The 13,071-nt window shown below is 60.1% G+C and carries 13 protein-coding genes; 10 read left to right on the top strand and 3 right to left on the bottom strand.

Features of this window, described 5'->3' with window-relative positions:
• The first annotated feature begins 62 nt into the window (after positions 1-62).
• The 5 genes from ACS5Q1_RS01075 to ACS5Q1_RS01055 all read left to right on the top strand — a co-directional run bounded on the left by ACS5Q1_RS01075 (position 63) and on the right by ACS5Q1_RS01055 (position 5,112).
• Positions 63-824 (top strand): ABC transporter ATP-binding protein, encoded by a 762-nt coding sequence (locus ACS5Q1_RS01075; protein WP_473096459.1) that lies wholly within the window; start codon positions 63-65, stop codon positions 822-824.
• 11 nt (positions 825-835) lie between these two features.
• A complete protein-coding gene (locus ACS5Q1_RS01070) occupies positions 836-1,699 on the top strand; it encodes an ABC transporter permease (protein WP_473096458.1) in 864 nt (287 codons plus the stop codon).
• 52 nt (positions 1,700-1,751) lie between these two features.
• A complete protein-coding gene (araD, locus tag ACS5Q1_RS01065) occupies positions 1,752-3,488 on the top strand; it encodes an L-arabinonate dehydratase (protein WP_473096457.1) in 1,737 nt (578 codons plus the stop codon).
• Positions 3,489-3,503: 15 nt separating this feature from the next.
• A complete protein-coding gene (locus tag ACS5Q1_RS01060) occupies positions 3,504-4,223 on the top strand; it encodes a ribonuclease activity regulator RraA (RefSeq protein ID WP_473096456.1) in 720 nt (239 codons plus the stop codon).
• Positions 4,224-4,332: 109 nt separating this feature from the next.
• Positions 4,333-5,112: an HpcH/HpaI aldolase family protein gene (locus ACS5Q1_RS01055; RefSeq protein ID WP_473096455.1), complete on the top strand. Its 780-nt coding sequence runs from the start codon at positions 4,333-4,335 to the stop codon at positions 5,110-5,112.
• Between the two features lie 26 nt (positions 5,113-5,138).
• Here the strand turns inward: ACS5Q1_RS01055 and ACS5Q1_RS01050 are convergent, their stop codons facing one another.
• Genes ACS5Q1_RS01050 through ACS5Q1_RS01040 form a run of 3 tightly spaced genes read right to left on the bottom strand, consistent with a single transcriptional unit; the run spans position 5,139 to position 8,431 of the window.
• Positions 5,139-7,025, bottom strand: coding sequence for a bifunctional sugar phosphate isomerase/epimerase/4-hydroxyphenylpyruvate dioxygenase family protein (locus ACS5Q1_RS01050; protein WP_473096454.1), 1,887 nt, complete (start codon positions 7,023-7,025; stop codon positions 5,139-5,141).
• A gap of 60 nt (positions 7,026-7,085) precedes the next feature.
• The gene (locus ACS5Q1_RS01045) at positions 7,086-7,766 is read right to left on the bottom strand and encodes a GntR family transcriptional regulator (RefSeq protein WP_473096453.1); all 681 of its coding nucleotides are present in this window, start codon (positions 7,764-7,766) and stop codon (positions 7,086-7,088) included.
• A complete protein-coding gene (locus tag ACS5Q1_RS01040; protein WP_473096452.1) occupies positions 7,763-8,431 on the bottom strand; it encodes a GntR family transcriptional regulator in 669 nt (222 codons plus the stop codon). Before ACS5Q1_RS01040 ends, ACS5Q1_RS01045 begins: the two co-directional genes overlap by 4 nt.
• A 198-nt stretch (positions 8,432-8,629) precedes the next feature.
• Here ACS5Q1_RS01040 and dctP point away from each other — a divergent pair, with 198 nt between their 5' ends.
• The 5 genes from dctP to ACS5Q1_RS01015 all read left to right on the top strand — a co-directional run bounded on the left by dctP (position 8,630) and on the right by ACS5Q1_RS01015 (position 12,903).
• Complete coding sequence (gene dctP / locus ACS5Q1_RS01035; protein WP_473096451.1) at positions 8,630-9,622, top strand: TRAP transporter substrate-binding protein DctP; 993 nt, start codon at positions 8,630-8,632, stop codon at positions 9,620-9,622.
• 83 nt (positions 9,623-9,705) lie between these two features.
• The gene (locus tag ACS5Q1_RS01030) at positions 9,706-10,224 is read left to right on the top strand and encodes a TRAP transporter small permease (RefSeq protein WP_473096450.1); all 519 of its coding nucleotides are present in this window, start codon (positions 9,706-9,708) and stop codon (positions 10,222-10,224) included.
• On the top strand, positions 10,221-11,522 hold the full coding sequence (locus tag ACS5Q1_RS01025) for a TRAP transporter large permease (protein ID WP_473096449.1): 1,302 nt from the start codon (positions 10,221-10,223) through the stop codon (positions 11,520-11,522). Before ACS5Q1_RS01030 ends, ACS5Q1_RS01025 begins: the two co-directional genes overlap by 4 nt.
• A 28-nt stretch (positions 11,523-11,550) precedes the next feature.
• Positions 11,551-11,997, top strand: a complete 447-nt coding sequence (locus ACS5Q1_RS01020) for a type II 3-dehydroquinate dehydratase (RefSeq protein WP_473096448.1) — start codon at positions 11,551-11,553, stop codon at positions 11,995-11,997.
• Positions 11,998-12,054: 57 nt separating this feature from the next.
• Positions 12,055-12,903 carry a shikimate dehydrogenase gene (locus tag ACS5Q1_RS01015; RefSeq protein ID WP_473096632.1) on the top strand — a complete coding sequence of 283 codons (849 nt, stop codon included), beginning with the start codon at positions 12,055-12,057 and terminating at the stop codon, positions 12,901-12,903.
• The last annotated feature ends 168 nt before the right edge of the window (positions 12,904-13,071 follow it).

The following is a 13,071-nucleotide window of genomic DNA, read 5'->3' as shown; positions in this document are numbered from 1 at the left end:
AATGGATGTGCCCTGCGAAAGGGCAGGGCGCATCATCCGCCTTTCATTTCAGGTATTCATTCATGTCCGCTCTTCTTGATGTCAGTGGCGTGACGCTGCGCTACAAAACGCCTAGTGTTCTCGTGACGGCGACCGACAGGGTCAGCTTTCAAGTCAATCAATCGGACCGCTTCGTTCTGCTTGGTCCGTCCGGATGCGGCAAGTCCACGCTGCTCAAAGCTGTCGGGGGGTATCTGAGTCCAAGCGAAGGCAGGATCCGTATCAAGGGCCGCGACGTCACCGAGCCCGGTGCGGATCGGATGATGGTCTTTCAGGAATTCGATCAACTATTGCCCTGGAAGACGGTTCTGGAAAACGTGATGTTTCCCCTGCTCGTAGCCCGCAAGCTGCCGCGCAAGGCGGCCGAGGACCGGGCGAGCGCCTATATCGAGAAGGTCAACCTCACTCGCGCCATCCATTCCTATCCACATACCCTGTCCGGGGGCATGAAGCAGCGTGTCGCAATTGCCCGCGGCATGGCGATGGAGCCGGACATCCTGCTCATGGACGAACCTTTCGCAGCGCTCGATGCGCTCACCCGGAGAACCTGCCAGGACGAACTTCTACAACTGTGGGAAGACACGAAATTCACCGTGATGTTCGTAACCCACTCCATCGCCGAGGCCATCAAGATCGGCAATCGCATTCTGCTCCTGTCTCCCCATCCAGGGCGCGTGAAAGCCGAGGTGAACGACGTGGATCGCGTCTCGCCCACGGATGGCAGCGCGGGGCAGCTTGAGAAGCATATCCACGAGCTTCTATTCGCCGACGAAGCCGCACATTAGGGATGACGCTCATGAGCAATGCACAGATTGTGATGCGCGCCGACACGGGAGCGGCGCAGACGCATACAGGTGAGATCGAGCGCAAGCTCAGCACCCTGGAGCTGGCCTGGGGCAACGGCTTCGTCCGCAAGACGGCGATCATCATCTTTCTCGGAATCGTTTGGGAGATTTACGGCCGTTACCTCGATAATCCGCTACTCTTCCCCACGCTCAGCGACACCCTTTCCACGATGGTTGATCGGGTGAAGGACGGAACGCTCCCGCTCCGGGCTTGGACATCGCTCAAGGTTCTCCTGATGGGCTATGCGTCAGGTGTCACGATCGCGGCGGTCCTCACGATCCTCGCCATCAACACCCGCATCGGCACCGACTTTCTCGAGACGATGACGGCCATGTTCAATCCCCTGCCGGCCATCGCATTGCTGCCTCTGGCGCTGATCTGGTTCGGGCTTGGCAATGGCAGCCTCGTTTTCATCCTCATCCATTCGGTTCTCTGGGCAGTGGCTCTCAACACCCATTCGGGATTCCTCGGCGTGTCGCAGACCCTGCGGATGGTTGGACGCAACTATGGCCTGAAAGGCCTTTCCTACGTCTTCAAGATCCTGGCGCCCGCCGCCTTCCCGTCGATCCTGACAGGCTTGAAGATCGGATGGGCTTTCGCGTGGCGTACGTTGATCGCAGCGGAACTCGTCTTCGGCGTGTCCTCGGGGCAGGGCGGTCTGGGCTGGTTCATCTTCGAGAATCGCAATCTGCTCGACATCCCCTCCGTCTTTGCAGGCCTTCTCACCGTCATCATCATCGGTCTCGTCGTCGAGAACCTGATCTTCAGGACCATCGAGCGCAAGACCATCCGGAAGTGGGGTCTCCAGAGCTGAGCCTTCGCCCGGCTCTTCCTAACTTTCCTTCATTCTGACGAGTGTCCGCACCATGACTGCTAAAAAGACGCCTGAGTCGCTCAGGAGTGCGCGGTGGTTCGCGCCCGACGACCTGCGGGGTTTCGGCCATCGCTCCCGTATGATGCAGATGGGTTATGCTCCCAAGGATTGGGTGGGCCGACCTGTCATTGCCATCCTCAACACCTGGTCCGACATCAACCCGTGCCACGCCCATTTCAAGCTACGCGTTGACGACGTGAAGCGAGGTGTCCTGCAAGCCGGAGGCTTTCCGGTCGAGCTGCCGGGAATTTCGTTGGCAGAACAATATGTCAAGCCGACGACCATGCTCTACCGCAACATGCTGGCCATGGATGTCGAGGAGTTGCTGCGCTCCCATCCTGTCGACGGCGTGGTCCTGATGGGTGGCTGCGACAAAACCACGCCGGCGCTGCTTCTAGGCGCTACGAGTGCCGGACTTCCGGCGATCTACTTGCCCGCGGGGCCGATGCTACGCGGCAACTGGAAGGGCAAGATCCTGGGCTCCGGATCGGATGCCTGGAAATACTGGGACGAGCGTCGCGCCGGCACGATCACGGATGCGGACTGGCTCAACATGGAGGCAGGGATCGCCCGCAGCCATGGCTCCTGTATGACCATGGGAACGGCCTCGACGATGACGGCGATCGCAGAGGCCATCGGTATGACCTTGCCGGGTGCGTCCTCGATTCCGGCCCCTGACGCCAATCATGTCCGCATGAGTGCCGAATGCGGGCGGCGCATTGTGGAGATGGTGTGGGAGGATCTGACGCTGAGCCGCATCCAGACCCGTGAAGCCTTCCTGAATGGCATTGCCGTTGCCATGGCGATGGGCTGCTCGACCAACGCTATCATTCACCTGATCGCTCAGGCGAGAAGGGCAGGGCAGGAGATCGGCCTTGACGATTTCGAGGTGGCGAGCCGTAAGGTACCGGTCATTGCCAATGTGCGGCCGAGCGGCGATAAATACCTGATGGAGGACTTCTATTATGCTGGTGGTCTGCCGGCGCTGATGACCCGCATCAAGGATCACCTTCATCTTGATGCCATGACCGTCAGTGGCCAGACCCTGGGCGAGAATATCGCTGAGGCGGAGGTCTATAATGACGACGTCATTCGTAGCGTCGACAATCCGATCTATGCCGAGGGCGCGCTCGCGGTCCTCAAAGGCAATCTCGCTCCCGATGGTTGTGTCATCAAGCCGAGTGCCTGTGATCCGCGTTATCTGAAGCATACCGGACCGGCTCTCGTCTTCGATGATTACCCATCCATGAAAGCTGCCATCGACGACGAAAATCTGGATGTGACCGCCGACCATATCCTCATCCTGCGCAATGCTGGTCCTCAGGGCGGTCCTGGCATGCCGGAATGGGGTATGCTGCCGATCCCGAAGAAGCTGGTGAAGCAGGGCGTGCGCGACATGCTGCGTCTGTCGGATGCCCGTATGAGTGGCACGAGCTATGGCGCCTGCATCCTGCATGTCTCGCCGGAGGCCTATATCGGAGGGCCGCTGGCCTTGGTGAAGAATGGCGACATGATCTCGGTGGATGTGGCAGCGCGCAAAATCAGCCTCGACGTCTCCGATGAGGAGCTCGAACGGCGCCGTGCCGCCTGGACTCCGCCCGAGCCTCGCTTTGAGCGCGGTTATGGCTGGATGTTTACCCGGCACATCAAGCAGGCTCACGAGGGCTGCGACTTCGACTTCCTGGAAACGAGCTTCGGTGCGCCGACTGGCGAACCTGCGATTTATTGAGATTGGGAGAGGATCATGACCATGCTGAAACCGGAAACCCGCGAGAAGCTCAAGACCGTCAGCACGGCGACTTTGTGCACGGCGCTCTACAAGCGCGGTTTGCGCAACCAGTTCATCCAGGATGTGCGCCCGCTCAATCCCAATCTCGGCAACATGGTGGGCGAAGCTTTCACCCTTCGCTATATTCCGGCGCGCGAGGATCTGAACCCGATCAGCGTGTTCCAGGATCGCGCCCATCCCCAGCGCAAGGCCGTCGAGGAGTGCCCACCCGGCGCTGTCATGGTGATCGACAGCCGCAAGGATGCCCGCGCAGCTTCGGCCGGTGGCATCCTGGTCTCCCGCCTGATGAAGCGCGGCGTCGCCGGCGTCGTGACCGACGGCGGATTCCGGGATTCTCCTGAGATCGCACAGCTTGGCATCCCCGCCTATCACAACCGCCCATCGGCACCGACAAACCTCACCCATCATCAGGCGCTCGACATCAACGTTCCCATTGGCTGCGGCGACGTGCCGGTATGGCCGGGCGATGTCGTTGTCGGCGATGGCGAGGGCGTGGTGGTCATCCCGGCTCATCTGGCGGATGAGATCGCCAGCGAGGCCGTCGAGATGACCGCGTTCGAGGATTTCGTGCAGGAGGAGGTTCTGAAGGGCCGCTCCATCCTGGGCCTCTATCCACCGACCGACCCGCAGACTCCTGCCGACTTCGCCGCCTGGCGCAAGGCCAAGGGGCGCTGAGGCCAGTGGAGACTGGCATGCGATCTGCCGTGTCGGTCTCCTTTGACGATGGCCTTCCCCACGGGATACAAAATCAGATTCATGCGATGTCAGGTTGCCAGGAGGCGTGATGAAGCCGAACAAGATCAAAGCGCTCTGGGCGGACGGCAAGCCTATCCTGAACGGATGGCTGTCGATCGCGAGCGCCTTCACGGCCGAGATCCTGGCAGAGCAGGGCTATGATTCGATCACCATCGATCTGCAGCACGGCGTCGTTGATTATCAGGCGGCCGTAGGCATGCTGCAGGCCATGCGTGCCAGCGAGGTCACGCCACTCGTACGCGTTCCGTGGCTCGATCCTGCCGCCATCATGAAGGCGCTCGATGCGGGTGCCTACGGCGTGATCTGCCCCATGATCAACAATCGTGCGGAGGCGGCGGAACTCGTTTCTTACGTCCGCTATCCGCCGGGCGGCACCCGCAGCCTCGGTCCAACGCGCGCCAACTTCTCGGCAGGGTCGAACTATGCGATGGAAGCCGACGACAACATCCTGTGCTTTGCGATGATCGAGACGGCGGAAGCCTTCCGGAATCTGGAGGAGATCATCTCGACGCCTGGATTGGACGGTGTCTATATCGGTCCTGCCGATTTGACGCTCGGATTGACCGGAAAGCGCTATCCCGTCGGCTTTGATCGGGAGGAGCCAGAGATGCTCGAAGCTATTCAGACGATCCTGGCAAAAGCGCATCAAGCCGGAATCCGCGCCGCGCTCCATTGCGGCTCACCGAGTTATGCAGCCAAGGCGACAGGCTGGGGCTTCGACCTCGTCACCCTGCCCAACGATGTTCGCCTTCTCGCCGGTGCGGCGAGCGCCAGTGTTGCGGAGACTCGCAAGCTCATGGGCACTTGAGGTCGGCGCGCCTCGCTTTTCAAGCGCTATATCTCTGGCGGCGCAGCCATGGAGGTGAGAAGCGTCTGCGACGCAAGCCGGATCGGCGCATTCACTGCGCCATAGCCCTGGTAGCTGCGCCGCTCCACGATCTCGAAGAAGAACCCGCCTTCCATGGTTTTGGTGTAGATCTGGAAGTACTCGGCGGTGCCTTCCCGATCATAGAGAATGTTGTTCGCGCGCAGTCGTTCCACATCTTCCGCGGAGAGGTCGGTTCTCACCTCAAGATCGTCATAATAGTTTTCCGGGATTGGCAGGAGGTCGACGCCGGTTGCCCTGAGGCGTTCGACCGTCGCGAAGATGTCGCCAGTCGTGAGAGCAATATGCTGGACGCCCGATCCGAAGAGATCGTTCAGGAAGCGGGACGACAAGGTACGCTGGCTCTGGGATGCATTGAGGATCAGCCGCAATGAGCCGTCATGGGTCTCGATGGCTTGGCTTTGAACCACACCGCCCGGGTCGATCACCGTCTGAGCCGGCGTCTTCCGCACGTCGAGGAGAGACGTGTAGAACAAAAGCCATGTCAGCATTTCCTCGTAATGCATCGACTGGGAAACGTGGTCGACCGATCCCAAACCGGCTCCGGTGAAGTCGTCAGCCTCCGTGGTCTGAAAGTCCACATCCCAGAGTCGGTCCAGGCCAGTCTTATGGTCGACGAAATAGAGGAGGCTCCCGCCTAGGCCGCGAACGGCCGGGATGTTCATCTCTCCGGGGCCGACAGGTTGCTGAAAGGGCTGGTCCAGCAGCATAACTGCCCGATCAACCGTTCCCGGCGCATCATCGACGCGCAGAGCCAGAGCGCAGACGGCGGTTCCATGAGTGATGTTGAAGGAATGAGCGAAGCCTTCCTTGTCAGCATTGACGACGATGTTGATGTCGCCCTGCCGCCAGCGGGTCACGGCCTTGGAGCGGTGAATGCCGGCCTTCTGGAATCCGAGCCCGCTCAAGGTCCGCTGGAGGTCGACGGCGCTTCGCTCATCGACAGCGAATTCCACGAACTCGACACCGGAACACATGGCCTTGGGCGGCAGGGCCGCAAGGTCGGGTGATGATATTTCTGTCCGCCGACGCAGGTCGTCGAGCATGGCAATCAGAGACCGGTGCCCGTCGACGGCGACGCTGCGCGCCGAGCCCGCCCGGAAACGGTCGTTGAAGATTTCCAGGGACAGGAGCCCGTCGAATCCGGTCGCGTTCAGCGCGAGCATAAAATCCTCGATGGGCAGGTCGCCCTGTCCGGAGAAGCACCGATAATGCCGACTCCACGACAGGTAATCCATGTCGAGCTTGGGCGCATCCGCCATCTGCACGAGGAAGATTTTGTCTGACGGAATGGAGCGGATTGCCGACAGATCCGTTCCGCGCGCAAGCACATGGAAGGAATCGAGCACGAGCCCAACCGCTGGATGGTTTGCTCTCCGCACGACTTCCCAGGCATCCCGGTAATCGTGGATGTGTCGTCCCCAGGCGAGTGCTTCGAAGGCCACGCGCATGCCTCGCTTTGCGGCGCGCTCGCCGAGTTCATGAAAATCGACCGCAGCTCGCTCGATCCCACCAAGCGAATCCGGAGAGACGTTGCTGCATACCATCAGGAGATCGCAGCCGAGTTCTTCCATGACATCAAATTTGCGCTCGGCGCGGGCGAACACTTTGGAACGCTGCGGCTCCGGCATGCCTTCGAAATCGCGGAACGGCTGGAATGTGATCGTCTCGAGCCCGAGCCCCTCGATCATCCGCCGTGCTTCGGCCGGTGTGCCATTGAACGAGAGAAGATCGTTCTCGAAAATTTCGACGCCTTTGAACTGGGCTGCCGCAATGGCCTCGATCTTCTCGGTCAGCGTGCCGCTCAGGCAAACGGTGGCAATGGCTTTGCGCATGCTCCTCGTCCATTTCTTCTCTCGATCTTGGGAGCGTGCGCATGGCCGCTCCTTCTGTCGTTAGCTGATGGTGCCGGTCGCCAGCGCGTGCTCGACACCCCCGGCAACATGGCGCGTCAGCACCTCGCAGGCTCGCTTTGCGTCGCGCTCCAGAGCGCATTCCAGAAGAAGAGCGTGCTCCCGTGCTGCGATCTCGCCGCGGTAGCTCAAGGCAATCATCTGATAGCGGAGATATTTGTCGAAGACGGCAGCATGGTTGTCGATCAGCATCTTCGAGCCACAGGCCGAGATGAGCGCCTGATGAAATTGCCAGTCGTATCGCTTCCATTCCTCGGTATGAGCCCTGTCCCCATCGGCCATTCGCTCTTCCATGCGCGCGAGTCTGTGATGGGCAGCGACGACCCGGCCTTCCCATTCCATGTCTCCTGCCCGGAACGATTGCTCCAACGCCCGACATTCAAGGAGTTGGCGCAAAGCGGCAATCTCTCTCAGATTCGCGATTGATACGGGAGCGACCTCGAAGCCCTTCTGACCCTCGGCGACCACCAGCCGCTCGGAATGGAGGCGATTCAAGGTTTCCCGCAGGGTGCTGACGCTGGCGCCATAATCGGCCTTCAGCCGGTCGAGCTTCAATTTCTTGCCGGGGAGCAGGCGACCGAACACGATGTCGGATCGAATCCTCTGATAGGCGCTTTCCCCGACTGTGGATGGCTGCGGGACCATCTGCACATCGTCGATCATTTCAACGCTCCGCTCTCCAGAGTATAGGCCACGCATCCGTTCACATGCTGAGTCAGCACCGCGCATGCTTTGTCGGCATTGCGCGTGAGGGCACAGTTCAACAACTCCCGATGTTCGTTCGCTGCGATCCCGCCCCGGAACACGACTGCCACCATCTGATACCGCAGATACTGGTCGAAGACGCCACCATAGAGATCGAGTAGCGTCTGGGAGCCGCAAGCCTCGATGAGGGTCTGGTGAAACTCCCGGTCGTAGCGTTTCCAGGTCTCGGTTCCCTCTTGGTCCCCGGCCAACATCCGCCGTTCCATGAAGGCGAGCTTGTGATGGGCGGCGACGACGCGGCTTTCCCATTCCAGGTCACCGGCCGCAAAGGACAATGGCAGCGCATAGGTTTCGAGGAGCAGCCGCATCGCCGCGACATCCTCGAAGCCAGCAGGAGAAACCGGGGCAACCCCGAAACCGCGCTGCCCTTCCGCGATGACCAATCCTTCCGACGAGAGGCGGCTCAGGATCTCCCGTAAGGTGCTGACACCCGCCCCATACTGGCTCGCCAGCCGATCCAGCCGCAGCCTTGCCCCAGGGGAGAGGCGGCCGAAGACGATATCGGCCCGGATCCGGTCATAAGCCCGATCGGCAATGGACGTCGCCAGCAGCTCGACGCTCATCCGGCCCTCACTAACCTACGTCTGACTACGAATAAACTCCTGACCATCCTGTCCCCAACGGCACGGCATTTGGAATGCCGGCTGAAATCCAAAATATCAGATATTTTTAAAAATCACTATTGATTCTGAAATTCTCAGAGCGGATAGTGTCGACCAAGATGCAGAGTAATGCGCGGCAATATGAAGGAGAGGGAAACCATGGCATTCGGGATCAATCGTCGCTTTCTAGTGGCTGCGGGTGCAGCCCTTCTGGCGTGGGGCGTGAGCGGAGCGGCCAGCGCTCAGGCGCCTACAAACTTGAGATTCTCGGCGGTCTTCTCGGAGCAGGACATCCGGGCCAATATGATGAAGCGCCTCGGCGAGGACCTGAAGGCTCAGGGCTTCAACCTCCAGCCCTATTACGGCGGCACCCTGTTCAAGCAGGGGACTGAGCTTGTCGCCATGCAGCGCGGCAACCTCGAGATGGGCAATATCGCGCCGCAGGACATCTCGAACCAGATCCCGGAATGGTCGATTGTCACGTCAGCCTATCTCTTCCGCGACGCCGACCATCTGAAGAAGGTCTTTGCCGGCGATGTCGGCCAGCAGCTGAAGAAAATGGCCTCGGAAAAGCTCGGCATTCATATTCTCGGGCCGACCTATTTCGGTGCCCGGCATGTGGGCCTGAAGCCCAACAAGAAGATCAACAAGCCCGAGGATCTTGCTGGCATCAAGCTGCGCATGCCCGGCGGCGATGCCTGGCAGTTCCTCGGCCAGTCACTGGGCGCGAACCCCACGCCGATGGCCTATGCGGAGGTGTATACCGGCCTCCAGACAGGCGCCATCGATGGGCAGGATAACCCGCTGCCGAATGTTCAGAACATGAAATTCTACGAGGTCATGTCGCAGATCGCGCTCACGTCGCACCTCGTTGGCTTCGACGTTCTGGCCGTGTCCAACAAGGTCTGGGACACCCTGTCGCCGGAGAAGAAAGCTGCGTTCCAGGCCGCTGCCGACAAGGCGATCGAGTGGAGCACGCAGGAACACCTGAAGCAGGAGTCGCAGCTCGCGACCTTCTTCAAGGAAAAGGGGCTCGATATCTATACGCCCGATCTGAAGGCGTTCCGCGAATTCGCTCAGAAGAAGTATCTGGCTTCTGATCTGGCGAAGAGCTGGCCTGCGGGGATGATCGACAAGATCAACGCGATGTGAGGCGAACCTGCGGCCGCTGGAGCGTCACGCTCCGGCAGCTGCCTTTATTTCGCTCAGTGCCTTCTCAGGAAGGAACGGCCCTCATGACCTCATCGTTACAGGCGATCGGCTCCTGGCTGGCACGCCGCGCCGAGAACATTGCCGCTGCCATGCTGGCTGCGATGTTTGCAGCTTTCCTCCTGCAGATCGCCTTCCGGTATGTCTTAGGGCTTCCCATCGGATGGACGCACGAGATCAGCGTCGTGCTTTGGCTCTGGCTCGTCCAGTGGGGTGCTGCCTTCGTCGTCAGCGAGCGTGAGGAGATCCGCTTCGACATCATCTACGGTGCCGTCGGCCCTGGATCTCGCCGTGTGATGGCGCTCGTCAGCGCGTTTGCGTTGATCGCGCTTTACACCATCTCGCTCCCGGCTGTCGTCGACTACGTCACCTTCATGAAGGTGGAGCGGACAAGTTATCTCAAGATCAGGTTCGACTGGCTGTTCTCGATCTATATCGTCTTCGCGGTCGCCACCATCATTCGCTATATCTGGATTGCCTGGCAGGCTCTGCGGGGCGTGGCGCCCGATGAATTCGATCCCACGAAAGCGAGCTCCGGCGTATGAACCTGACCAGTCCCTTCTCCATCTCGCTCGTTGCGATCACGGTCCTCGCCTTTCTTGGCCTGCCGATCGGCCATTCGATGATCGCAGGCTCGATCCTGTATCTGTTCTTGGCGGGGCTGGACATGGGAACGGCCGCCGAGCAGCTGCTCAATGGCATGTATTCCAACTACGTCATTCTCTCGGTGCCTTTGTTCATCCTGGCTGCGGAGTTCATGAACATCGGCAGCATGACCGACCGACTCATGAATTTCTGCAATGCACTGGTGGGCCGCTTCCGCGGCGGCCTTGCGCAAGTCAATATTCTGCAGAGCATCATCTTCGCCGGCATGTCCGGCTCGGCCATCGCTGATGCTGCCGGCACGGGGCGTATGATGCAGGCCATGATGACCCGCGACGGACGCTACACGGGAAGCTATGCGGCAGCTCTCACGGCGGTTTCCTCCGTGATCGGCCCGATTATCCCGCCATCGATCCCGATGGTGCTCTATGCCCTCGTGTCCGACGCCTCCATCGGCTTTCTCTTTCTCGGGGGCGTCATTCCGGGCCTGCTGATGGCCTTGAGTCAGATGATCATCGTGGCCATCACGGCCCGTCGCAAGAACTTCCCCGTCGAAAAGCCTGTTCCTCTGCGCAAGCTGCCGCGCATCACCTGGGAGGCCTTTCCATCTCTGATGATGCCGGTCGTCCTGCTCGGCGGCATCTATAGCGGCATAATGACTCCGACCGAGGCAGCCGCCGTCGCAGCGGGCTACGCGCTTCTCATCTCCGCCGGTCTCTATCGCAGCGTGAGCTGGCGCGACTTCTACAATGCTCTCGCCGTCAGCGCGAGGACGACCGCCTCCATCGGCATGCTGATCGCAGGCGCTCTCGTGTTCAATTATGTCATCACCGTCGAGAATATTCCGGAGGGCGTGACGGTCCTGCTTGAGGGATGGGACCTCACGCCGATCGGCTTCCTGATCTTCGTCAATGTCCTGCTGCTGCTTCTCGGCTGCGTGCTGGAAGGAACGGCGATCCTGCTGATCGTCGTTCCGGTCTTCATTCCTACAGCGCAGGCACTCGGCATCGACCTCGTGCATTTCGGCGTCGTGGTGGTCGTCAACATCATGATCGGCCTGATCACGCCTCCCTACGGGCTGCTCCTGTTCATCATGGCGAACATCTCAGGGGAGCCTCTGCGCGACATCGTGCGAGATTCTCTGCCTTTCCTCTTCGCCATGATCGTTTCTCTCGCGATCATGACCTTCGTGCCCGAGACCGTGCTCTGGTTGCCTCGTCTGTTCGGGTACCAGGGATGAAACAATTCCATTCGAGAGAAGACTGCCAATGAGCAAACCGATCTACATTCTCAATGGGCCCAATCTCAACCATCTGGGAACCCGCGAGCCGGAGATCTATGGCCGCACGACACTGGCCGAGGTCGAAGCTCTTTGTCGGGAGGTTGCGTCCGATCATCCGATCGTATTCCGGCAATCAAACCGGGAATACGAGATCATCGATTGGGTGCATGAGGCGATTGATGAGGGTAGCGGCATTATCATCAATCCGGCCGCCTTCACGTTCACGTCCATGGCGATCATGGATGCCTTGAAGATGTTTCCAGGTCCCCTCATCGAGCTGCACATCTCGAACATTCATCGACGCGAGCCGATCTATCATAAGTCGTACGTTTCGCCCGTGGCGACAGCCGTGATTGCGGGTCTCGGCACGAATGGCTACCCGGTTGCGGTTCGCGCCATCCTCGACATGATCCGCCAATCGGCAAGGGCGTGAGTCATGGCGAGTGGCCAGCTGTCTAAACCGGGAACTTGGACAGAAGCAGCCGTAGGGATAGGGCCTTATCCGTCCGTTCTCGTTGGATTGGTAGGGGCAGGCATCCAGGCCTCCCGGACGCCTGCCTTGCACGAGCGGGAAGGGGCCGAGCAGGGCTTGCGTTATGTCTACAAGCTGATCGACCTCGAGGTGCTTGGGCTCGATGTGAACGACCTTCCGGAGCTTTTGACCGCCGCCCAGCGCCTCGGCTTTGCCGGTCTCAACATCACGCATCCCTGCAAGCAGGCCGTGATCCCGCTCCTGGATGAGTTAGCACCCGATGCCGCGGCCCTCGGTGCGGTGAATACCGTGGTTCTAAAGGATGGCCGACGTGTAGGGCATAACACCGATTGGTGGGGGTTTGCCGAGAGCTTCCGGCGGGAATTATCGGATGTGCGCCGCGATTGTGTGGTGCAGTTCGGTGCAGGCGGAGCTGGCACCGCTGTCGCCCATGCTCTTCTAACTTTGGGGGCGAGCAGAATCATCGTTATCGATACCGATGAATCTCGTGCCCAGAGACTCGCCACTTCCTTGTGTGAGCGGTTCGGTCAAGACCGTGCGTGCTTCAGTTCCTCGCCGGCGGACGCATTGGCTAAAGCCGATGGCATGATCAATACCACTCCGCTCGGTATGGCCAAATATCCTGGCATGGTCGTTTCCATCGATCTGCTGCGGCCCGATCTATGGGTGGCCGACATCGTCTATTTTCCGCTGGAGACGGAACTGTTGCGTCAGGCACGGGCGCACGGCTGCCGAACCATGTCTGGCGGCGGCATGGCTGTCTTCCAAGCCGTTGGTGCCTTTCATCTCTTCGCAGGACTGGAACCGAACGCGGACCGCATGCTGCAACATTTCAACGGGATGTGAGCCTGCTATCCTTCCGGCCTTCTCATCCTCAACGAGGCCGATTGACTAAAGCGCTTTTGATCTGGGCTTGAATCCCTTCGGGTGGTCTGTGCGTTGATTGGGATATGGCCCGGGAGGCGAGCCATGCCCCAGCCCTATTCTCCCGATTTGCGCGAACGTGTTCTTGAC

This window comes from Microvirga sp. GN3 (genome assembly GCF_055792825.1).
The sequence above is the reverse complement of the archived record's forward strand: the minus strand, read 5'-3'. Positions and strand labels throughout refer to the sequence as shown.